The organism is Streptomyces araujoniae, assembly GCF_050871195.1.
Taxonomy (GTDB): domain Bacteria; phylum Actinomycetota; class Actinomycetes; order Streptomycetales; family Streptomycetaceae; genus Streptomyces; species Streptomyces bacillaris.
This window is the reverse complement of the sequence record NZ_CP194070.1, coordinates 2845143-2867052: the sequence shown is the minus strand read 5'-3', so window position 1 is coordinate 2867052 and position 21910 is coordinate 2845143. Positions and strand designations below refer to the sequence as shown.

The window sequence follows — 21910 nt, the reverse complement described above, 5'->3', positions numbered from 1 at the left end:
CGCCGGGGCTGGGGCCGGGGTCCGACGGACCCGCGCGGCCCGGGGATCCGGGACCGGCAGCCCCGGGCCGGGGGAGGCCGGGGTCCGGCGGTCCCGGGCCGTGGGAGGTCCGCGGTGGCCGGGCCGCCGGGCCCGGCCCCTACGTGTGGCCGTGTGCCGCGTCCGGGTGCGAGGACGGTGCCGGTTCCGTCTGGGCGGAGGCGGGGAGGCGCCGCCGCCTGCGGTGCTTGAGGAGGGCCCAGGGGGCGCGGGCCCCCGTGACCTCCGTACCGGCCTCGCGGGCCGCCTGGGAGGCCGCCTTGGCCACCGGGAGGATGTCCTCGCGGCGCGAGCCGTCCAGCCGGTCCGACTCCGGCCACAGGCCCAGCACCGCGCACAGGGTGGGCAGCACCGCCATCGCCGCCGTGGCGTACCCCTCGGCGGAGGGGTGGTAGTTGTCCGGCCCGAACAGCTCGCGCGGGTTCGCCGCGAACTCGGGGCCCAGCAGGTCGCCCAGCGAGACCGTGCGCCCGCCCTGCTCCACCGTCCCGATCGTCTGCGCGGCCGCCAGCTGCCGGCTCACCCGCCGGGCCAGCCAGCGCAGCGGCTGGTAGACCGGCTCGATCGTGCCCAGGTCCGGGCAGGTCCCCACGACCACCTCCGCCCCCGCCGTCCGCAGCCTGCGCACCGCCGTCGTCAGGCAGCGCACCGACTGGGTGGCGGGCATCCGGTGGGTGACGTCGTTCGCCCCGATCATGATCACGCAGACGTCCGGGGTGCGGGCCGGGTCCGCCAGCAGCAGTGAGACCTGCCGCTCCAGATCGTCCGACCTGGCCCCCGGCAGGGCCACGTTCCGCAGGTCCACCGGCCGCTCGGCCACCGCCGCGAGCCCCGAGGCGAGCAGCGCCCCCGGGGTCTGCCCGGCCCGCCGCACCCCCTGGCCCGCCGCCGTCGAGTCCCCGAGCATCCCGAGCCGCAACGGGTCGTTCGGGCCGGCGAACGCCACCCCGTACCGACCGTCCGCGCTGGGTGGGACCGGCGCCGTACCGCCGCCCACCTGCCTCTTCGCGAGCTGGACCTCCGCCAGGAACACGCCGACGGCCGCCGCACCGATCAGTCCGATGCTGCCGCCGCCGTAGGCCGCGCCCGCCGCGATCCGCCGTGCCACCCTTGCTCTCGACACAGTCCGGTCCACCTCCTCCTCGCCGTACCGCCCTACAACTACCTACCTGCCCCGCGAGGGGCGCCGCCCAATCGCACGGTCCGTCCGGGTATCCGTACGCTCCGTGTCCGACCGTCCTTTCCAGCCTGCTTTTCCGGGGGTGCTGGGCTTCCGTGCGCATCGTGCGGCCCGTACGCATACTCTGGGCCGGACCATCTCGGAGATCCCGGAGTACACGGTGCAATTCCACGATTCGCTGATCACTCTTGTCGGCAACACCCCGCTGGTGAGGCTGCGCAACGTCACGGCAGGCATCCAGGCGACCGTCCTGGCCAAGGTCGAGTACTTCAACCCCGGCGGGTCGGTGAAGGACCGTATCGCCCTGCGGATGATCGAGGCGGCCGAGCAGAGCGGCGAGCTCCAGCCCGGCGGCACGATCATCGAGCCGACCAGTGGCAACACGGGCGTCGGCCTGGCGATCGTCGCCCAGCAGAAGGGCTACAAGTGCATCTTCGTCTGCCCGGACAAGGTGTCCACTGACAAGATCAACGTGCTGCGCGCGTACGGCGCCGAGGTCGTCGTCTGCCCCAGCGCGGTCGACCCGGAGCACCCGGACTCGTACTACAACGTCTCCGACCGGCTGGTCGCCGAGACGCCGGGCTCCTGGAAGCCCGACCAGTACTCCAACCCGAACAACCCGCGTTCGCACTACGAGACCACCGGTCCCGAGCTGTGGGAGCAGACGGAGGGGAAGATCACCCACTTCGTTGCGGGCGTCGGCACCGGCGGCACGATCACCGGCACCGGGCGCTACCTCAAGGAGATCAGCAACGGCGCCGTCAAGGTCATCGGCACCGACCCGGAGGGCTCGGTCTACTCCGGCGGCTCGGGCCGCCCGTATCTGGTCGAGGGCGTCGGTGAGGACTTCTGGCCCTCCGCCTACGACGCGGAGGTCACCGACGAGATCGTCGCGGTCTCCGACAAGGACACCTTCCAGATGACCCGCCGCCTGGCCAAGGAGGAGGGCCTGCTCGTCGGCGGCTCCTGCGGCATGGCGGTCGTCGGGGCCCTGGAGGTCGCCAGGCGGCTCGGCCCGGACGACGTGGTCGTGGTGCTGCTGCCCGACAGCGGCCGCGGCTACCTCAGCAAGATCTTCAACGACGAGTGGATGGCCGACTACGGCTTCCTGGAGGACACCAGCTCCTCCCCGCAGGTCAGCGCCGTGCTGAACTTCAAGGAGGGCCCGCTGCCCTCGCTGGTCCACATGCACCCGGACGAGACGGTCGGCCAGGCGATCGACGTCCTGCGGGAGTACGGCGTCTCCCAGATGCCGATCGTGAAGCCGGGCGCCGGACACCCCGACGTGATGGCCGCCGAGGTCATCGGCTCCGTCGTGGAACGGCAGCTGCTGGACGCCCTGTTCACCCAGCGCGCCTCCCTGACCGACCCGCTGGAGAAGCACATGTCGGCCCCGCTGCCGCAGGTCGGCTCCGGCGAGCCGGTCGAGGACCTGATGGCCGCGCTCAGCGGTGCCGATGGTGCCGACGCGGCGATCGTGCTCGTCGAGGGCAAGCCGAAGGGCGTCGTCAGCAGGCAGGACGTGCTCGCGTTCCTCGCGAAGGACGCGGGCACCGCGAAGGCCTGACCGGCCGACGGCGCGTGGACCTGGCCGGTCGGTGTCCAGCCTGGCAGGTCCGACCGGCCGTCGGTGCCCTGACCCGGTCGGCCGTCGTCGGCGCGTGGATGCGGTCGCCGGTTTACGGCCGTCGGTTCGCGGACCGGACCTGGACCGGCCGGGCGTGCGGACCTGACCTGGATCGGCCGACGGCGCGTGGACCTGGCCGGTCGGTGCCCGGCCCCGCAGATCCGGTCCGGCGTCGGTGCGTGGACCTGACCGGCTGGCGGCGCGTGGACCCGGTCCGCCGCCGTCGGGCCCCCGCGGGTCCGGCCGGCGCGGCCCGCGCGGACCGGGTATCCGCGCGGGGTGGCCCGGGCTTCGCGAAAACGGTACGAGCACGTCACGTCGGCGCAGCACCCGCTTAACACGGCTCCGGCAGATTAGTGGGTGTCGGCAGGGAGACCAGCCGGCACCCAGAACGGCGACACCGGACTACGGAGCGGCTCCCGGACCTCCACCGTCGCCCGGACGCGGCCATCCGGCCCTGACCCGGACCGCGTCCCTCGCGGGGACCGCCGTCGTCCCGCCCCCCGGGCCACCGGGGGTGCGGCGGCCCCCGCGATATACCTCACCGTGCGGCCGGACCCCTCGTGGGCCCGGCCGCACGGGCGTTCCCGCACGGGCGTTCCCGCTCGCCCGTTCCCGCTCGCCCGCGCCCGCGCTCACGCCCATGGTCCCGGAGGATCCCCTCCCGCCCCTGCGGCTCATTCCCCCCTGTAGCCCATTGCCCCCTGCGGCTCATTCCTCCCCTGCTCTCCTGCTCCCCTCCGCCCACTCCTCTCCTCGCCCGCTCACTCCTGCCACTCCGGGACCGCGCGGCGCCGCTCCCGCTCCCGCTGTCTGAACAGCCCCCCGTAATGCGCCGCGTGCACCGCGTTCACCCCCACGATCCCCAGCCAGGCCACCACCAGCCCCTCGATGCCCGCGTTGACGACTCCGATCGCGGAGAGCGGCACGGCCAGGACGAGCGAGACGACCGCGAAACCGAACCGCTCCCCGAAACCGGCCGCCGCACCCGCCGTCCCCACCCCCGCGGCGGACGGCGGACGAGCGGCCCCGGGACCCCGGGCGGCCGTCACCTGCTGCTCGGCGAGATGGCGCCGGACCCGGCGGTCCATGGTCGAGTCGAGACGCTGTTCGACCTTCTCCAGGAAGGAGTCGACGAGCGCCGACTCGTACTCCGGCCCCAGCTCGCCGCGCGCCTGGAGCGTGGCGGCCAGCTCCCTCTTCAGCTCGTGGTCCCGTGCTTCCATACCCGTTACGTTACGAGCGCCGACGGCCCCGAACACGGGGGCTAACCCCCGTATTTCCCGGGGAGGAAGCCGCCCCTCCACCGCTGCATATGGACATGCAGGAGCCTTCCTGGCTGAATGGATCCGTCGGCGCCGATCAGGGCGCGACGGATCCGGCCACGGGATCCGGCAACGGACCCGGCGGCCTATCCGGCAGGAGAACGCCCAGCAAGGGGACAGCATGAGTGGGAGCAGCCCCGCCGCGCGGTTGCAGCGGCTCTTCGAAGGGCACCGGCTCACGCCCACCCAGCGGCGTATCGCGCACTGCATGGTGCGCCGGGCGTCCGACGCCCCGTTCCTCTCCAGCGTCGAGCTGGCCGAGCTGGCCGGGGTCAGCCAGCCCTCCGTCACCCGCTTCGCCGTCGCCCTCGGCTTCGACGGCTACCCGGCGCTCCGCCGCCACCTCCGCGAGGTCGCCCCCGCGGACGCGGAGCAGGAGGAGGCGGGGGAGACGTACAACGAGTACCAGCAGGCCGTCCGCGCCGAGATCGAGAACCTCCAGCACCTCTCCGAGCTGCTCGCCGACCCCGGACCCGTGGAGCGGGCGGGACGGCTGCTCGCCGGATCCCGGCCGCTGCCCGTGCTGGGGCTGCGCGCGGCCTCCTCGCAGGCGCGCGGCTTCGGGTACTTCGCGGCCAAGGTCCACCCCGACGTCCGGGTCCTCGACGAGGGCGGCTCCATGCTCCTGGACCGCATCGACTCCGCCCGCCGGGCCGGTGCCACCGCCCTCATGTGCTTCGCGCTGCCCCGCCACCCCAAGGAGTCCGTGGAGGCGCTGGCGTACGCCGGAGCGCAGGGGCTCACCGTCATCACCGTCGCGGACTCCGCCTTCGCCCCGGTCGCGAAGCACAGCGATCTCCTCCTCCCGGCGGCCATCGGCTCCGGCCTCTCCTTCGACACCGTCTGCGCCCCGATGCTGCTGGGCCGGGTGCTGCTGGAGGCGATGTGCGACGAACTCCCCGACGCCCAGGCGAGGCTCGAGGAGTTCGACGTACGGGCGGCGGCGCGCGGCCTGTTCGTGGAGTGACCGTTTCTCACGGGCCCCTCATCCGGGGCCGCTAATCTCCGCCCCCGGAACGGAGACCGGGCCGGACGGGCCCGTCGTGCGAGAGGGGTGCGGACGTGGGACGTGGAGGTCAGTCGCTGGCGAGGGTGGCCGTGATCGTACGGGCCGGGGCGGCACCGCTGTGGTGGGCCGGGCTGGTGGCCGCCGCCGCGGGGGCGTTCGTCCCGGGGCCGGCCGGGCGCCGGATCGGGCTGCTGGCCGGGGCCGCGCTCTTCATCGTCACGGCGGCGGCCGTGGCCCTGGCGCGCGGCGGACGGTACGCGGAGCTGGCCCGGGGGGCCTCACGGGCCGGGCGCGGCGACTTCCTCCAGGACCGGGCCGTGACCGTACGGGCGTGGCGGCGCGGGCACCGGTGGTGGCTGCTGGGGGCGTTCGTCGTGGCCGTGGCCTCCTCGTTCGCGCTGCCGGGCGCCGGTGGGCTGGTCCTCGCGGGCGCGGGGGCCGGCCTCTGGGCGAAGGCCGTACGGATCGGGCAGCGGGAGCGCCGGGACGACGTCCTGTACTGGGTGCGCACCGACTGGGCCGGGAACGGCAGCCCGGTCGCCAAGGGCGTGCACGGGCACCGGACGACCGGTCCGGCGGCGGGCGACGCCGCGCCGGGCGGGGCGCGGCGTCGCCACCGGTGAGCGGAGCCGGAGGGGCTCAGACCTCCAGCTCGGCCTCGATCTTCTTCAGCTGGTGGCGGGCCATCGCCAGGTTCGCGCGGCTCGCGTCCAGCACCAGGTAGAGGAAGAGGCCGTTGCTGCCACGGGTCTTGAGCAGCCGGATCAGGTGGTACTGGGTGCCCAGCGTGATGAGGATGTCCTCGATCTCCTCCTTGAGGCCCAGGTGCTCCATGGTGCGGAGCTTGGCGCGGATCACATCGGTGTTGCCCGCGGCCGCGACCTCCAGGTTGAAGTCCTTGCCGCCGCCGAGCGTGCCCAGGGCCATCCCGCTCGTGTAGTCGACGAGGGCGACACCCGTGGTGCCCTCGATCGAGCTCATCGCTTCCTTCAGTGACGCTTCGGTGTTCGCCATGGAGGCTCGTTTCCTTTCCGTGGCCGGTCGCGGTGACCGGGTCCGTTTCCGCGTGAGTGGCATGGGTGTGGTGGGTGGTCGTGGTGCGTGCGTGTGGGGGAGGAGCGGTTACGTGGGGCGCTGCGGGAGCGTGCGGTTCTGGGTGGTGCGCGCCGGGGCGGTACGGGGCATGGGGGGCGTGCGCTCGACGCGTTCCAGGGCGGAGTCGACGAGTTCGCCGATGCGGGCGCCCGCGCGGCGGCCCTCCAGATGGAGCCTGCCGACGTTGATGCGGTCCTCGGCCAGCAGGGTCAGGACGGCGGAGGAGCCGGCGGCGTAGGTGGCGATGTAGCCGCTCTCGCCGCGGACCAGGAGTTCCCGGAAGCCGCCGCGGCCGGTGGCCTCCGTCATCCGGATCGCGACGCCGAGCGCGGCGGCGGTGAGGGCGGCGACGCCCTCGGCCTCGATGCCCGGGGTGTCGTGGGCCAGGACCAGGCCGTCGGTGGAGGCGGCCAGCGCCCCGGAGAGCAGGGGGACCCGGGCCCGTAACCGCTGCAGCTCGTCGAGGACACTCCGCGTCTCGGCCTCGGGAACCATCAGCTGTCTCCTCCCGGCACGCTGTCTGAGCGCGCGTATCACAGGGCCTCCAATGCGTCTCGGAGCCGGCGCAGCAGGGCGATGTCGGGGTCGGCCGTCACCTCGGGGAGCGTGATCCGGCCGGCCGTCGTGGCGGTGGCGGGCAGCGGCTGTTCGCGGACCGCCTCCACCAGGCCGGCCGCGGCGAGCCGCCGCAGGTCGACCAGGATGTGGAACGCCGAACGGCCCAGGGCCTGGGCGATGTCGGAGGCCGTACGGACGCCGTCGGCCAGCTCCAGGACCGCGCGCTGGCGGTACGGCACGGGGCCGGCGCCCGGGTGGGCCGGTCTCCGCAGGACGGGGGCGCCGTCGCAGGCGGCGTCGGGCCAGATCCGGTCCAGCAGCTCCCGCCGGCGCAGGGTCTCGCGCTGGACGGCGGCCACCGGGACCGGCCGCACCGGTCCGATCCAGTGGGACACCCCGTAGCGGAAGCGGGCGGGGGTGCCGGTCGGGGCGAGGGCGAAGAACGCGGCGTCGTACAGCGCGCCCAGGTGGCACAGCTCCAGCGCGCCGCCGGGCACATGGCCGCTGTCGACGAGATAGCGGCCGACCCGCTGTCCGGCCCCGGCCTGCGCCACCGCGTCCCACCAGCCCTCGTGGCGCAGGGTGCCGCCGGTGGTGAGGAGCACGTCGATGCCGGGGGTGGCGGGGCTCTCAGCGTGGACCACCTGGCCCTCCGCGAGGTAGAGCGTGCCGCGGTCGCGCATCAGGGCGCCGGTGGCCCGTTCGGCGGCGAGGCGCTGGAGCATCGGGGAGAGGACCGGGAGCCGGTCCGTCTCGGCGCCGGGGTCGGCGGCTATCGCGCTCACGCCAGCACCAGCCGCTCGGCCAGCTCGCCCAGGCGTAACCGGGCGAGCGCGAGATTGCCCTCGGAGCGGTTCAGCCAGAGGTGGAGGAAGACGCTGCTGTCGAAAGCCGTCTCGACGAAGCGGAGCATGTGGTAACCGTCTTGGGTGGTCACGATGACGTCCTCGACGGCGGTGCCCGGCGCTTCCCCGGAGCCGTCGGCGGAGCCTCCTGCCACCAGGCGGGCGAAGGCGGGCTGTTCGGCGGTCATCCGGGCGACCTCCGCGGTCTCGGCCGCCGTCGCCTCGTGGTCGCCGTTGGGGGACTCGCCGATGGTGCCGAGCGCGAGGCCGCTCGTCCAGTCGACCACCGAGGCGCCACGGGCACCGGGCAGCCTCATGACTTCGAGCAGGCACTCGTCGATTCCGGGCACGCGGATTCCCCTCCCGACGCGGCGTACGGCTGTGACCCTGAGGCTACGCAACGTGCTCACGGCAGGTGGAGGTTCTGGCATTTTCCTTTGGTACATGCTCCGCAGGGTGTAAAGGAGCGGCTGAAACGCATTGGCCGGGAAGTGGGGTGACGGATCTTCGGCCCACCAGGGCCCTGCCCGGCGCGGGCGGCAGGACGTGCTCGTCCGCGCTGCCGTAGCAGAACGGGGAGGCCGCCCATCGGATCGATCAAGGCCGGGTCGGTGACCCCGAACAGGGCGATCGGGCCGAAGGCATTCGGCGGAAAATCGACGCCGCCCGCCTGGGCCGCCTCCATTAGCGGACTGCTGGATTCCGCCGGGGTGCGGGAGTCGGTCGGGGCCGAGGGGGGCAGGGGCGCCGGGGTGGCCAGGGTGTGGATCGTGCCGGGGTGCCGGGGTGCCGGGGTGCCGGGGCGGCCAGGATCTGGATCGTGCCGGGGTGGAGAGGCCGAAGGCGCCGGGGTGGAGGGTGAGGCGGGAGCGCTCGGTGGTGCCTCATGGGCGGGCTGCGGCGGCACCCGGGCGGCTTTCCCCGACGTGGCGCGGGCCGCACCTGTTGACTACGACTATTCAGCGCCTCAGGATGTGAATATCTAGTCATCGTCGCGAGGAGGCACCGCCATGTCAGGACCCCGCCCCGTACGAGCGCCGCGCGGCAGCGCCCTCAGCGCCCTGGGATGGCAGCAGGAAGCCGCCCTGCGCATGCTCCAGAACAACCTGGACCCCGAGGTCGCCGAGCACCCCGACAAGCTCGTCGTCTACGGCGGTACGGGCAAGGCGGCCCGTGACTGGCGCTCGTTCGACGCGATGGTCCGCACCCTGCAGACGCTCAAGCAGGACGAGACGATGCTCGTCCAGTCCGGGCGGCCGGTCGGTGTCATGCAGACCCACGAGTGGGCGCCGCGCGTCCTCATCGCCAACTCCAACCTGGTGGGCGACTGGGCCAACTGGGAGGAGTTCCGCCGCCTGGAGCAGCTGGGCCTGACGATGTACGGCCAGATGACCGCCGGGTCCTGGATCTACATCGGCACCCAGGGCATCCTCCAGGGCACCTACGAGACCTTCGCCGCCGTCGCCGCCAAGAAGTTCGGCGGCACGCTGGCCGGGACGATCACCCTGACCGCCGGGCTCGGCGGCATGGGCGGCGCCCAGCCGCTCGCCGTCACCATGAACGACGGCGTCGCCATCTGTATCGACTGCGACCCGCGCGCCATCGACCGCCGCATCGAACACCGCTACCTGGACGTGAAGGCCGACAGCCTGGAGCACGCCCTCCAGCTCGCCGTCGAGGCCCGCGACGCCCGCCGCCCCCTCTCCATCGGCCTCCTCGGCAACGCGGCGGAGCTGCTGCCCCGGATGCTCGCCGAGGGCGCGCCGGTCGACATCGTCACCGACCAGACCAGCGCCCACGACCCGCTGGCCTACCTCCCGCTCGGCGTCGACTTCGACGACATGGCCACCCTCGCCGCCGAGAAGCCCGCCGACTTCACCCAGCGCGCCCGCGAGTCGATGGCCCGTCACGTCGAGGCCATGGTCGGCTTCATGGACGCCGGGGCCGAGGTCTTCGACTACGGCAACTCCATCCGCGGCGAGGCCCGGCTCGCCGGGTACGACCGTGCCTTCGACTTCCCCGGCTTCGTCCCCGCCTACATCCGCCCCCTCTTCTGCGAGGGCAAGGGCCCCTTCCGCTGGGCCGCCCTCTCCGGCGAGGCGTCCGACATCCACAAGACGGACAAGGCGATCCTGGACCTCTTCCCGGAGAACGAGTCCCTGCACCGCTGGATCACCATGGCCGGCGAACGGGTCCACTTCCAGGGCCTGCCCGCCCGCATCTGCTGGCTCGGCTACGGCGAGCGCGACAAGGCCGGCGAGCGCTTCAACGACATGGTCGCGAGCGGCGAACTGGCCGCCCCGCTCGCCATCGGCCGCGACCACCTGGACTGCGGCTCGGTCGCCTCCCCGTACCGCGAGACCGAGGCCATGCTCGACGGCTCCGACGCCATCGCGGACTGGCCGCTGCTCAACGCCATGGTCAACGTCGCCTCCGGCGCCTCCTGGGTCTCCCTCCACCACGGCGGCGGCGTCGGCATGGGCCGCTCCATCCACGCGGGCCAGGTCACCGTCGCGGACGGCACGGAGCTCGCGGGCGAGAAGATCCGCCGCGTCCTGACGAACGACCCCGGCATGGGCGTCATCCGCCATGTCGACGCGGGCTACGACATCGCGGAGTCGGTCGCCGCGGAGAAGGGCGTACGCGTCCCGATGACGGAGGACCACTGATGCCGACGGGCACGCCGGGGGACCTGCCCGGGACCGGCGGTACGTCGCGGGGCACGGCCGCCCCGCCGGACGGCAGGGGCCAGGGCACGCCCCGGAGCACCACGCAGGGCGCTCCCGCCCCGGGTACGCCGTCGAGTGCCCCCGCCTCCCCGACGGCGCACCCGGGCACATCGTCGAGTGCCCCCGCCTCCCTGGGGACGCACCCCGGCACACCGTCGGGTGCGGCCGGGCCCGGCCCGGCGGCGGGCTCGTCCCGGGGGGCCGCCGTGCCCTCCGGGGGGCCGGCGCCCCAGTGGCGTACGGGCGACTCCTTCCTCTCCATGTGGCGCGAGCTGGCCCCCGTCGGCCGCCACCCCGGCAGCGGCGGCTACCGCCGCTACGCCTGGTCGGCGGCGGACCTGGAGTGCCGGGCCTGGTTCCGGGCGCAGGCCGAGGCGCGCGGGCTCACCTACGAGACCGACCGCAACGGCAACCAGTGGGCCTGGCTCGGTGACCCCCTGGCCGGGGACGCCGTCGTCACCGGCTCGCACCTGGACTCCGTCCCCGACGGCGGTGCCTTCGACGGGCCGCTGGGCGTGGTCTCCTCCTTCGCCGCGCTCGACGAACTCCGCTCCCGGGGCGTGGCGTTCACCCGCCCCCTCGCCGTCACCAACTTCGGTGACGAGGAGGGCGCCCGCTTCGGCCTCGCCTGCGTCGGGTCCCGGCTCGCCGCCGGACAGCTCACCGTCGCCGACGCCCACCGCCTCGAGGACGCCGACGGGGTCGCCCTGCCCGCCGCCATGGAGAGCGCCGGATACGACCCCGGGACCATCGGCCCCGACCCCGAACGGCTCGCCCGGATCGGCGCGTTCGTCGAACTCCACGTCGAGCAGGGCCGCGCCCTCGACCTGACCGGCGACCCCGTCGGCATCGCCTCCGCCATCTGGCCGCACGGCCGCTGGCGGTTCGACTTCCGGGGCGAGGCCAACCACGCGGGCACCACCCGCCTCGTCGACCGCCGCGACCCCATGCTCACGTACGCCGAGACCGTGCTCGCCGCCCGCCGCGAGGCCGAACTCACCGGCGCCCTCGCCACCTTCGGCAAGATCGCCGTCGAGCCCAACGGCGTCAACGCCATCCCCTCCCTCGTCCGGGGCTGGCTCGACTCCCGCGCCGCCGACCAGGCCACCCTGGACGCCGTCGTCACCGGCATCGAGCGCGCCGCCCGGGAGTACGCCGACCGGGCCGGGATCGATCTCGACGTCGTACGGGAGTCGTTCACGCCCGTGGTCGAGTTCGAGCACGCCCTGCGGGACGAGCTGGCCAAGATCCTGCGGGGGAGCGGCGACACGGGGCGCCCCGTCCCCGTGCTCGGCACCGGCGCGGGCCACGACGCGGGTATTTTGTCCGCCTCGGTGCCCACCGCCATGCTCTTCGTACGGAACCCCACCGGCATCTCGCACTCCCCGGCCGAACACGCCGCCGAGGACGACTGCGTGGCCGGGGTGCGGGCACTCGCCGACGTACTGGAAGGTCTCGCGTGCAGCTGACGAACCGGACCGCCGAGACGGCACAGGCCGCGGAGAGGGCACAGGCCGCCGAGCCGGCAGGCACCGCGGAAAGGGCAGGCACCGCGGAGAGGGCAGGCACCGCGGAGAGGGCAGGCACCGCGGAGGCGCCGCGGAGCGCGGAGGCGGCCGGGACGGCCGACGGGCCCGTCACCGCGACGTACTGGGCGGACCACGCCTGGCTCGGGACCCATGTGGAGCCCGATGTGACCGTGGAGGTCGCCGGAGGCCGGATCGCCGGGGTCAGGACCGGGGTGCGGACGCCCCCGCCCGGCGCCACCGTGCTGCGCGGCCTGACCCTCCCCGGCCTCGCCAACACCCACTCCCACGCCTTCCACCGGGCCCTGCGCGCCACCGTCCAGGTGGGCACCGGGACCTTCTGGACCTGGCGCGAGCTGATGTACCAGGTGGCCGCCCGGCTCACCCCGGACAGCTACTTCGACCTGGCCCGTGCCGCGTACGCCGAAATGGCCCTGGCCGGGATCACCGCCGTCGGGGAGTTCCACTATCTGCACCACGCGCCCGGCGGAACGCCCTACGCCGACCCCAATGCCATGGGGGAGGCCCTCGTCGCCGCGGCGGCCGAGGCGGGCATCCGGATCACCCTGCTGGACACCGCCTACCTCGCGGCCGGCTTCGGCGAGCCCCCCAACCGGCACCAGCTCCGCTTCTCCGACACCACCGCCGACGCCTGGGCCGAGCGCGCCTCCCTCCTCAAGGGCGGCGGCCACGCCCTGATCGGCGCCGCCATCCACTCCGTCCGGGCGGTCCCGGCCGACCAACTGGCCACCGTGGCGCGGTGGGCCGAGGAGCGGGAGGCCCCCCTCCACGTCCACCTCTCCGAACAGCTCGCGGAGAACGACGCCTGCCTGGCCGCCCACGGCCGCACCCCGACCCGGCTGCTGGCCGACCACGGGGTGCTGGGCCCCCGCACCACGGGCGTCCACAACACGCACCTCACCCAGGAGGACATCGCGCTGCTCGGCGCCTCCTCCACCGGCACCTGCATGTGCCCGACCACCGAACGCGACCTGGCGGACGGCATCGGGCCCGCCGTGGCCCTCCAGAAGGCGGGTTCGCCGCTCTCCCTGGGCAGCGACAGCCACGCCGTCGTCGACCTCTTCGAGGAGGCGCGCGCGATGGAGCTGAACGAGCGGCTGCGCACCCACACCCGGGGCCACTGGACGGCCGCCGCCCTGCTCCGGGCCGCCTCCGCCGACGGGCACGCCGCACTCGGCCGCCCCGACGCGGGCGTCCTGGAACCGGGCGCCCCCGCCGACCTGACGACCATCGCCCTGGACTCCGTCAGAACGGCGGGACCGGTGCCCCGGCTGGCAGCGGAGACCGCCGTATTCGCCGCCTCCGCCGCCGATGTGCGGCACACGGTCGTGGCAGGGCGTCATATCGTCCGCGACGGCCGCCACACGCTGGTCGAGGACGTGCCCGGAGCCCTCGCGGCAGCCGTGTCCGCCCTGCACGGCTGACCGGCGGCCGTCGCACGCCCCTCACCCGAGCCCTCCCGGAACGCAAGGAGAACACTCTCCAGATGACGACCACCGCCGTCACCCACATCGCCAGCCTGGTCACCAATGACCCCTCCCTCGGCAACGGGACCCCCCTGGGCCTGATCCAGGACGCGGCCGTCGTCATCGACGGCGACCGCATCGTCTGGACCGGTGAATCAAGCAAAGCACCCGCCACTGACAACGTCCTCGACGCGGCGGGCCGGGCCATGATCCCGGGCTTCGTCGACTCCCACTCCCACCTGGTCTTCGCGGGCGACCGCACCCAGGAGTTCAACGCCCGGATGTCCGGGCAGCCCTACACCGCGGGCGGCATCCGCACCACGGTCGCCGCCACCCGCGAGGCCTCCGACGAGCAGCTCTCCGACAACGTCGCCCACTACCTCGCGGAGGCCCTGCGGCAGGGCACCACCACCCTGGAGACCAAGTCCGGCTACGGCCTCTCGGTCGAGGACGAGGCCCGCGCCCTGCGCATCGCCTCCCGCCACACCGACGAGGTCACCTACCTCGGCGCCCACGTCGTCCCCCCGGACTACGCCGACGACCCGGCCGGCTACGTCGACCTGGTCACCGGCCCGATGCTGGACGCCTGCGCCCCGCACGCCCGCTGGGTCGACGTCTTCTGCGAGCGCGGCGCCTTCGACGGCGACCAGGCCCGCGCCATCCTCACCGCGGGCCGCGCCAAGGGGCTCCACCCCCGTATCCACGCCAACCAGCTGACGTACGGCCCCGGCGTCCAGCTCGCCGTGGAGCTCGACGCCGCATCGGCCGACCACTGCACCCATCTCACCGACGCCGATGTCGACGCGCTGGGCCAGGGGGACACGGTCGCCACCCTCCTCCCCGGAGCCGAGTTCTCCACCCGCGCCACCTGGCCCGACGCCCGCCGCCTGCTCGACGCGGGGGCCACGGTCGCGCTCTCCACGGACTGCAATCCCGGCTCGTCGTTCACCTCGTCCATGCCGTTCTGCATCGCCCTGGCCGTACGGGACATGGGGATGACCCCCGACGAGGCCCTCTGGTCCGCCACCGCGGGCGGCGCCGCCGCCCTCCGCCGCACCGACATCGGCCGCATCACCCCCGGCGCCCGTGCCGACCTGGTGCTCCTGGACGCCCCCAGCCACGTCCACCTCGCCTACCGCCCGGGTGTCCCGCTGGTCAGCGCGGTGTGGCGGGGCGGGGCGCGGGTGGAGTAGCCGGTACGCACGGAAGGGCCCGCCCCGGTACGCCGTCGTGCGACGTACGTACCGGGGCGGGCCCTTCCGCCGGGAGCGCGGGCCGCTACTCCTCCACGGTCAGCCCCTTGCGGAGCTTGACCAGCGTCCGGGAGAGCAGGCGGGAGACGTGCATCTGGGAGATGCCCAGCTCCTCCCCGATCTCCGACTGCGTCATGTTGCTGACGAAGCGGAGCGAGAGGATCATGCGGTCCCGCGAGGGCAGCGCGGCGATCAGCGGCTTCAGGGACTCGACGTACTCGATGCCCTCGAGCCCATGGTCCTCGTAGCCGATGCGGTCCGCGAGGGCGCCCTCGCCGTCGCCCTCCTCGGGCTTGGCGTCCAGCGAGCTGGCGGTGTACGCGTTGCTCGCGGACATGCCCTCGACGACCTCGTCCGGGGTGATGCCCAGGCGCTCGGACAGCTCCGCCACGGTGGGCGCGCGGTCCAGCTGCTGGGAGAGTTCGTCCCCGGCCTTGGCCAGGTCGAGCCGGAGTTCCTGGAGCCGGCGCGGAACGCGCACGGACCAGCTGGTGTCACGGAAGAATCGTTTGATCTCACCGACGATGGTCGGCATGGCGAACGTCGGGAACTCGACACCGCGGCTCAGCTCGAACCGGTCGATCGCCTTGATCAGACCGATGGTGCCGACCTGGACGATGTCCTCCATCGGCTCGCTCCGCGAGCGGAACCGGGAGGCGGCGAACTTGACGAGCGCGAGGTTCAGCTCGACGAGGGTGTTGCGGACGTACGCGTACTCGTGTGTGCCCTCTTCGAGGGTTTCGAGGCGCTCGAAGAGCGTCTTCGACAGGGCCCTGGCGTCCATGGCCCCCACTTCGGCGTAGGGCGGGATCTCGGGAAGTCCTTCGAGCCCCGTGAAGCCATCGAACTCCTCGCCGTGAGATTCGGGGGTGGTGCTGGTGGTGCCGGCGCGCGGGCCCGGGAGGGCGCTCGCGGCGGGGGAGTCGGAATTGGTCGGTCCCTGAGGACATGCCGACGACGCGTCGCGGGTACGCGCTTCGTCGAGCCGGGGTGACATGGTTCTCCTCCATCGTTCTCGGCATATGGCTGCCGATGCCCATACGTGTTCCTGCGGTGAAGCGGCGCCTCCGAAGCCGGTCGTGATTTCAGGTGTCCCTCTACCCTTACCCGGTTACCGCTGACAGTTACAAGCGCCAATTCACCGCATATGTCCGGTTTGTTGAGGTCTCCGACTACCGCGCGGCCTACGGAACGCGTACTGTTTTACGCAGGTCGGCGGCGACTCTGCATATGGCCGCACGGGCAGTGAGGCGCACAGTGACGGACGGCGAAGAGGTACGGGGCATGGACCGCGGGACGGTCGGCAGTGCGAACCGGGGTCGGCTTCAGGTCGAGGCCCGGACCGAGGGGCGCAGCGAGGTCGTGACGCCGGTGGGTGAGCTGGATCACCACACCGCCGATCTGCTGCGGGAGCCCCTGGAGAGCGCGGTCGAGCAGGGGCGGTCACGCCTGGTGGTCGACTGCTCACGGCTCGACTTCTGCGACTCCACCGGACTGAACGTGCTGCTCGGCGCCCGCCTCAAGGCGGAGGCGGCCGGGGGCGGCGTTCACCTGACCGGCATGCTGCCGGTGGTGGCGAGAGTCTTCGAGATCACCGGCGCCGATGCGGTCTTCACCGTCCACGCCACCCTCGAAGACGCCCTGAACACCTAGATCGGGTGCGGCGCGCCCCGCGCTGTGCCCGATGATGGCCGTGTTACGCGATCCACTGCCTGAAGTGGGTGTTGTAGCGGAGCGGCCGGGCAGGAGACACCCCGTCGGCATCCCCTGGGGATCAGGGATCCGGCAGACTCGGTAACTGATCATTTCTGTTCAATGCGACATGGCGACATGGCGAACGACATGGCGAATCGGTGAGGTGAAGCGCTGATGAGCACCACCCGGCAGCATCCGCCGGGCGACCTCGGTCGCGAGCCGGAGGGAGCGGGCGCAGTCTCGCCCGCCCCGGCCGAGCGGCAGTGGCGCACGCTCTCACTCGGGCAGGCCAGCGGGATCGTCCCGATGGCCCGTGACTTCGCCCGGCAGGCCCTGCACGACTGGGGGTGGCTCCCGGCGTCCAGCGCGGACCGCCGGGCCGCCGCCGAGGACGTCCTGCTGGTGGTCTCCGAGCTGGTGACCAACGCCTGCCTGCACGCGGGGGGCCCCGAGGAGTTGCGGATCGGCTGTACGCCCAAGGCGCTGCGCGTCGAGGTCGTCGACCGGGGAGCCGGCCAGCCCGCACCCCGTACCCCGCACCGCGTCGGCCGCCCCGGCGGGCACGGCATGTTCATCGTGCAGCGCCTCTGCCTGGACTGGGGCGTGCAGCGTACGGCGGACCGGCCGGGCAAGACCGTCTGGGCGGAGCTGGCCGCCCCCGCGTGACCCCGGAGCGACCGTGCCCCCGGAGCGACCGTGACCGTGGAGTGCGGGTGACCGCAGAGCGCACGTGATCGCGGGGTGACCCCGTACAACCGCATACGCCGAAGAGCGCGCCGATCCGGCGCGCTCTTTGTCTTCCCTCCATCAGGCCCCGGGCGTACCTTGAGCGACCGATCTGATGTGCCGTCAGCACAGCGTGCCCGCACCGGCCGTGGCGCGCGGCGGCGTCCGGCATGAGGGGAACACGAGGTGTCGAACCAGAAGCGGACAGCTCTCGCGCTGACGGCCGCACTCACGACCGCGCTGGCGGGCTCGGTGGTCGTGATGGCCGCGCCCGCCGCCCACGCCGAGGTCGTGGACGTCAACTACCAGTGCGAGACGCCCATCGGGCCCAAAGGAGCCGTCTCTCCCATCGATATCAAGAGCACCGCGAGCGGTGGCGGATACAAGCTGACCATGTCCTTCCGGAAGGGCGTCTCCTCCAGCCCGGTCGAGCTGGGCAAGGGCGCCATGAATCCGAGCGCCGTGATCGAGGTGGGCGGTGCTGAGACGGGGAAGGTCCAGGTCTCGGGCCCGGCGAACGAAGAGGCCATTCCGGCCAACACCCCCATCAAGATCAGTGACTTGTCGGGGACGTACACGCCCAGGAAGAGCGGCAAGGTCACCTTCACCGCCGGCGTGCTCACGATCAAGGCGCTCGGCACGGTGACGACCTGTACGCCGAAGAACAGCCCCGGGCCCTCCCTGACGCTCGACGTCGAAGGAGCGGGGGGCGGCTCGGGAGGGCCGACCGGTTCGGGAGGCTCGGGAGGGGCGTCGAGCGGAGGCGGATCGACCGGTTCGGCGGGTGCCACGGGCGGGGGCGAGCTGCCCAGGACCGGGCCGCTCGACTCGGTGGCGGCGCTCGGCACCCTCGGGGGGACGGTCCTGCTCACCGGGGCGGCCGGGGTGCTCTGGCTGACCCGGCGAGGGCAGCGCCCCACGGGCTGAAGGCCGGACACGCCAGCGCGAGGGAGCCGCCCATGCCGTCCGCACCGCCTCTTCTTTCCCCGCCGTCTCCGCCGTCTCCGCCGTCTCCGGCGTCTCCGCCGTCTCCGCCGTCCCCGGCGTCCGTCCTGCCGGTCCGGTTCGGAGCGTCGCCCGGGCCGTCCGGGCCGCCGCCTTTCCCGTACGGGCCGTACGGACGGTCCGGACGTGGGGCCGCCGCCGTGCTGCCGATGGTGCTCGCCGTCCTTCTGCTGGCGCTGCTCCCCGCCCCCGCCGCGGCGGCCGGGGAGGACCCCGGCTGGACGGTCCGGCCTGCGGGCGGCGGGAGCGCCGGGCGGGAGACGCGGCCGTACGTGTATCTGGAGGGCGTCCCCGACTCGGTGCTCCAGGACCGGATCTCGGTCACCAACCCCGCCCGTACCCCGCTGACCGTACGGCTGCGGGGCGACGGCCGGGCCGGGCCGTGGCTCCGGTTCGGGGCGCGGACGGTGACCGTCCCGGCCCGGACCCGCGCCGACGTGCCGTTCGCCCTCGCCCTGCCGGGCAACGCGACCCCGGGCGACCTCGCGGGCGCGATCGTGGCGACGGCGGGCGGGGGGACGGAGGGGCGTGTGCAGGTACGGGTACGGGTCGGCGGCCCCACCCTGGCGGCGCTCACCGTGGAGGATGTCGAGGTGTCGGGCGGGACCGTCCGGTACGCCCTGGTCAACCGGGGCAACACGCCGCTGAGGCCGCGGCTGGCCGTGCGCGCGGACGGGGTGTTCGGGGTGCTGCTGGACCGTCCGGAGCGGCCGCTGCCCCTGGAGCTGGCCCCCGGCCGCCGGGTGGAGCTGACCGAACCCTGGCCGGACGCCCCGGCACTGGACTCCGTCACCGTACGGCTCCGGGTCACCGCGGCGGGCGGGGCACGGGGCGAGGGGACGGTCTCGGCGGCGTACGTCCCGGTGGCGCCGGTCGCCGGGGGCGGGCTGCTGCTGCTCGGCGCGCTGGCGGTGCTCGGCACGGTGGCGCACCGACGGCGCCACAGCCGAGGCGGGCAGCGAGCCCCGGACCCGGTTCCGGCGGCCCCGGCCCTTGCCGCTCCTGCCGCTGCGCCTTCGGCCGCCCTCACCCCGTCCGCCCCGGCTTCTGCCGCTGTGCCCTCGGCTGCCCCGGCTTCTGCCGCCCCTGCGGCCGCGCCTTCGGCCGCCCCGCTCCGGGCTGCTCCGGCTCCTGCCACTGTGCCCCCGGCCGCCCCGCTCCGGGCTGCTCCGGCTCCTGCCACTGTGCCCCCGGCCGCCCCGCTCCGGGCTGCTCCGGCTCCTGCCACTGTGCCCCCGGCCCTTGCCGCTCCTGCCGCTGCGCCCCCGGCCGCCCCCACCCTCGCCGCTCCTGCCGCCCCTGCGTCCGCGCCTTCGGCCACCCCGCCACCTGCCGCCCCGGCCACTCCGCCCCCGCCCTCCCCGGCCCCCGTCGGCGCGCCTACGGCAGGCCGGCCGCCCCGCGTCCCCGGCCCCCTCGCGAGAACAGGAGCGGAATCGTGAAGCGGCGGCACCAACTCCTGCGCCAACGCCGACGGCCGGGCCGTCACCACGGACAGGAAGGGGGCGTTCGGCAAGAAGCTGCCGGTGGCCGAGCCGCCCGAACCCTGCCCCTGTGTGGTGCACGTCGCCACGGTGACCGGTGAACAGGCAGTGGTCGACGCGGTGTTCACGGTGGCGGGCCACCCCACGGCCGAGCTGCCGCCCCCGGCCGACGAGGGGCGGCTCGCGGTCCTGTCCCCTCCCCGCCTGGCGGGCGAGAGCTCGCTGCTCACCTGGTTCGGGGCCCCGCCCGTACGGCAGTTGGTGGTCACCGTCGGCAATCCGGGGACCGCGCCCGTGAAGGACCCCGTCTTCGAGATCGGCACCGCGCACGGCGTCTTCGCCCCGCAGTGGGAGGAGCGCCAGTGGCGCGGCACGGTCGCCCCCGGGGGCCGGGCCCAGGTCAGGCTGCCGGTCGAACTCTCCGCCGGCGCCCACGGCGACTACCAGGTCTCCCTGCGGTACGGGACGAAGCTGCTGGCCGAGCAGCCGTGGCGGGTGAGCCGACCGTGGGGCGTCACGCTCTTCTGGGTGCTGCTCTGCCTGGTCGTCCCGGCCGCCGTCTTCCGTATCGGCATGGCCGTCGTGGACAAGGTCCGCCCCCGCCCCGCCGGCACCCCGCCGCGCCACGCCCACCGCACCCCCGCACGGCCCACGGGCACGGGCACCGGCACGGCCGCCCTGCCGTGGTTCACCCAGGACTCCGCACCGGCACAGCACCGGCGTTCCGCACCGTCGGAGAAACGACCCCCACCCACGACGAAGGGACACGTGTGGACACGCAACGGAGGATGAGCGCGGCGGCACTCGCGCTGGTGCTCGGCGGCGCGGGCATCGTCCTGGCCGCGAGCCCGGCGCAGGCAGCCGAGGTCAGTTACGCGACGGAGTGCGTTCCGCCGCCCATCTCGGGACTGCCGCCGGTCCAGGGCACCACCAAGGTGCTGCTGACCGCACCGGCCGAGGCGAAGGTCGGGGACGAGATCGAGGTCGTCTGGAAGACGGTCGAGGCCGCGTCGAGGAACCCGGACGTGCTGGACCTGGGCAAGGACACGGTGAAGCCCACCGGGACCATCACGCTGGGCGGCGCGGCGAGCGGGGAGCTGAAGCTGGAGGGGCCCCGGCAGAATCCGCCCATCCCGAAGAACAGTCCCATGCTGCTGCCCGACATGACGGCCACGTTGAAGCTGGAGAGGGCCGGGGAGATCACGCTGACCCCGGGCGCGTACGCCATCAACGTCTCCAGGCCGATCTCCACGGACACCAGGTGCGCCCCGAAGGAGACGGTCCGGCCGGGCGCCACGATCAAGGTGACGGACGGGGGCTCCGGCACGGGCGGCACCACGTCCGGAGGCGCCGACTCCGGCGGTACGAACACGGGCGGTACGACGTCGGGCGGTACGGACGCAGGAGGCGCCACGGCCTCCGGCGGCACCACCTCCGGCGCCACGACCTCCGGAGGGAACACCTCAGGCGGCACGACCACCGGCGGCACCACCTCCGGCGGTACGGCGGCAGGCGGTACGGACTCGGGCGGTAGCACCGGCGGCTCCGGAGGCGGTACCGACTTCCCCGGCAAGGAGGTCTCCGTCGCCTACGCCTGCAAGACCCCCATCGGTGACAAGGACGCCACCTCCCCGGTCCGTATCGGCGCCAGGAAGAACGGGGGCTCGTACGACCTCACGGTGAAGTTCGGCAAGTCCGTGATGGACAGCCCGATCGACATCCCGGCCGAGCAGGTCAAACCGTCCATGGCGGTCAGGCTCGGCGGGGCGGACCAGGGCACGGTCACGGTCGAGGGGCCGCTGAACAAGGAGGTCATCAAGACCGGCGCCCCGATCGAGATCCCGGACCTCACCGGCACGTACAAGCCCGGCGCGAGCGGGAAGTCGACGCTCAGCCCGGGGGTCCTCACGGTGATGGCCGCCGGTACGACGACGACCTGCACCCCGCCCGCCGATGTGGCCGTCTCCCTGGAGCTGGACACCTCGGCCCAGCCGGGCGGCGCGTCCGGCGGCTCCGGCTCCGACGGCGGAGCGGCGGCTTCCGGCGGGACCGGCGGTACGGGCTCCGGAGGCACGGACTCCGGCGGCGGCCTCGCGGCCACCGGGGCCGAGAACGACGGCGCCCTCCGCGCGCTCGGCCTGGTCGCGGGCACGGCGATCCTGCTGGGCGGCGCGGTCTTCACGTTCACCCCGTGGCGCAGGCTGCGCGGCACGCGCTGAGCACCCGACAGATCCGGCACCCGGCCAGGGCCGAGCCCACCGAACGGGCTCGACCGGACCGGCGCCCCCGGCACGCGCGGAGGGCCGTCGCACCGGAACGTTCCGGTG

Annotated in this window: 18 protein-coding genes and 2 pseudogenes; 13 read left to right on the top strand and 7 right to left on the bottom strand. The window is 73.8% G+C overall.

Features of this window, described 5'->3' with window-relative positions:
* Positions 1-139: 139 nt before the first annotated feature.
* Complete coding sequence (locus ACQ9ZG_RS12130; RefSeq protein ID WP_018492852.1) at positions 140-1147, bottom strand: SGNH/GDSL hydrolase family protein; 1008 nt, start codon at positions 1145-1147, stop codon at positions 140-142.
* Between the two features lie 232 nt (positions 1148-1379).
* Here ACQ9ZG_RS12130 and ACQ9ZG_RS12125 point away from each other — a divergent pair, with 232 nt between their 5' ends.
* Positions 1380-2786 (top strand): cystathionine beta-synthase, encoded by a 1407-nt coding sequence (locus ACQ9ZG_RS12125; RefSeq protein WP_018492853.1) that lies wholly within the window; start codon positions 1380-1382, stop codon positions 2784-2786.
* Positions 2787-3610: 824 nt separating this feature from the next.
* Here the strand turns inward: ACQ9ZG_RS12125 and ACQ9ZG_RS12120 are convergent.
* The gene (locus ACQ9ZG_RS12120) at positions 3611-4072 is read right to left on the bottom strand and encodes a hypothetical protein (protein WP_099219453.1); all 462 of its coding nucleotides are present in this window, start codon (positions 4070-4072) and stop codon (positions 3611-3613) included.
* A gap of 220 nt (positions 4073-4292) precedes the next feature.
* Here ACQ9ZG_RS12120 and ACQ9ZG_RS12115 point away from each other — a divergent pair, with 220 nt between their 5' ends.
* Positions 4293-5138 carry a MurR/RpiR family transcriptional regulator gene (locus ACQ9ZG_RS12115; RefSeq protein WP_258312514.1) on the top strand — a complete coding sequence of 282 codons (846 nt, stop codon included), beginning with the start codon at positions 4293-4295 and terminating at the stop codon, positions 5136-5138.
* Positions 5139-5263: 125 nt separating this feature from the next.
* Positions 5264-5803, top strand: coding sequence for a hypothetical protein (locus tag ACQ9ZG_RS12110; protein WP_028417639.1), 540 nt, complete (start codon positions 5264-5266; stop codon positions 5801-5803).
* A gap of 16 nt (positions 5804-5819) precedes the next feature.
* Here the strand turns inward: ACQ9ZG_RS12110 and ACQ9ZG_RS12105 are convergent, their stop codons facing one another.
* From ACQ9ZG_RS12105 to ACQ9ZG_RS12090, 4 genes are all read right to left on the bottom strand, one after another.
* Positions 5820-6194 carry a hypothetical protein gene (locus tag ACQ9ZG_RS12105; protein ID WP_018492857.1) on the bottom strand — a complete coding sequence of 125 codons (375 nt, stop codon included), beginning with the start codon at positions 6192-6194 and terminating at the stop codon, positions 5820-5822.
* 108 nt (positions 6195-6302) lie between these two features.
* Positions 6303-6770 (bottom strand): roadblock/LC7 domain-containing protein, encoded by a 468-nt coding sequence (locus ACQ9ZG_RS12100; protein WP_084995050.1) that lies wholly within the window; start codon positions 6768-6770, stop codon positions 6303-6305.
* Between the two features lie 38 nt (positions 6771-6808).
* Positions 6809-7618 carry a helix-turn-helix domain-containing protein gene (locus ACQ9ZG_RS12095; protein ID WP_028417641.1) on the bottom strand — a complete coding sequence of 270 codons (810 nt, stop codon included), beginning with the start codon at positions 7616-7618 and terminating at the stop codon, positions 6809-6811.
* A complete protein-coding gene (locus ACQ9ZG_RS12090) occupies positions 7615-8028 on the bottom strand; it encodes a hypothetical protein (protein ID WP_018492860.1) in 414 nt (137 codons plus the stop codon). Before ACQ9ZG_RS12090 ends, ACQ9ZG_RS12095 begins: the two co-directional genes overlap by 4 nt.
* Before the next feature lie 660 nt (positions 8029-8688).
* Between ACQ9ZG_RS12090 and hutU the strand changes: the two genes are divergently transcribed.
* From hutU to hutI, 4 genes are all read left to right on the top strand, one after another.
* Positions 8689-10347: a urocanate hydratase gene (gene hutU / locus ACQ9ZG_RS12085; RefSeq protein ID WP_109917105.1), complete on the top strand. Its 1659-nt coding sequence runs from the start codon at positions 8689-8691 to the stop codon at positions 10345-10347.
* Positions 10348-10667: 320 nt separating this feature from the next.
* Entirely contained in the window at positions 10668-11876 is a 1209-nt protein-coding gene (locus ACQ9ZG_RS12080) for an allantoate amidohydrolase (RefSeq protein WP_499281593.1), read from the top strand.
* Between the two features lie 212 nt (positions 11877-12088).
* Positions 12089-13378, top strand: coding sequence for a formimidoylglutamate deiminase (locus tag ACQ9ZG_RS12075; RefSeq protein ID WP_232790362.1), 1290 nt, complete (start codon positions 12089-12091; stop codon positions 13376-13378).
* A gap of 62 nt (positions 13379-13440) precedes the next feature.
* Positions 13441-14613 (top strand): imidazolonepropionase, encoded by a 1173-nt coding sequence (hutI, locus tag ACQ9ZG_RS12070; RefSeq protein WP_109915289.1) that lies wholly within the window; start codon positions 13441-13443, stop codon positions 14611-14613.
* Between the two features lie 85 nt (positions 14614-14698).
* On the opposite strand, the gene ACQ9ZG_RS12065 is transcribed toward hutI, so the two are convergent.
* A complete protein-coding gene (locus tag ACQ9ZG_RS12065) occupies positions 14699-15670 on the bottom strand; it encodes an RNA polymerase sigma factor SigF (RefSeq protein ID WP_109915290.1) in 972 nt (323 codons plus the stop codon).
* Positions 15671-15957: 287 nt separating this feature from the next.
* Between ACQ9ZG_RS12065 and ACQ9ZG_RS12060 the strand changes: the two genes are divergently transcribed.
* The 6 genes and pseudogenes from ACQ9ZG_RS12060 (at position 15958) to ACQ9ZG_RS12035 (ending at position 21802) form a co-directional block, all read left to right on the top strand.
* The gene (locus ACQ9ZG_RS12060; RefSeq protein ID WP_026238381.1) at positions 15958-16326 is read left to right on the top strand and encodes an STAS domain-containing protein; all 369 of its coding nucleotides are present in this window, start codon (positions 15958-15960) and stop codon (positions 16324-16326) included.
* A gap of 216 nt (positions 16327-16542) precedes the next feature.
* Positions 16543-17034 carry an ATP-binding protein gene (locus ACQ9ZG_RS12055; RefSeq protein WP_028417647.1) on the top strand — a complete coding sequence of 164 codons (492 nt, stop codon included), beginning with the start codon at positions 16543-16545 and terminating at the stop codon, positions 17032-17034.
* Positions 17035-17280: 246 nt separating this feature from the next.
* On the top strand, positions 17281-18021 hold the full coding sequence (locus ACQ9ZG_RS12050; RefSeq protein ID WP_109915291.1) for a peptidase: 741 nt from the start codon (positions 17281-17283) through the stop codon (positions 18019-18021).
* Positions 18022-18248: 227 nt separating this feature from the next.
* Positions 18249-19178: pseudogene (locus ACQ9ZG_RS12045) on the top strand (hypothetical protein); the annotation flags it as partial.
* A gap of 366 nt (positions 19179-19544) precedes the next feature.
* Positions 19545-20375: pseudogene (locus ACQ9ZG_RS12040) on the top strand (hypothetical protein); the annotation flags it as partial.
* Positions 20372-21802, top strand: coding sequence for a hypothetical protein (locus ACQ9ZG_RS12035; protein ID WP_499280457.1), 1431 nt, complete (start codon positions 20372-20374; stop codon positions 21800-21802). The pseudogene ACQ9ZG_RS12040 and the gene ACQ9ZG_RS12035, both read left to right, overlap by 4 nt.
* Positions 21803-21910: the final 108 nt, after the last annotated feature.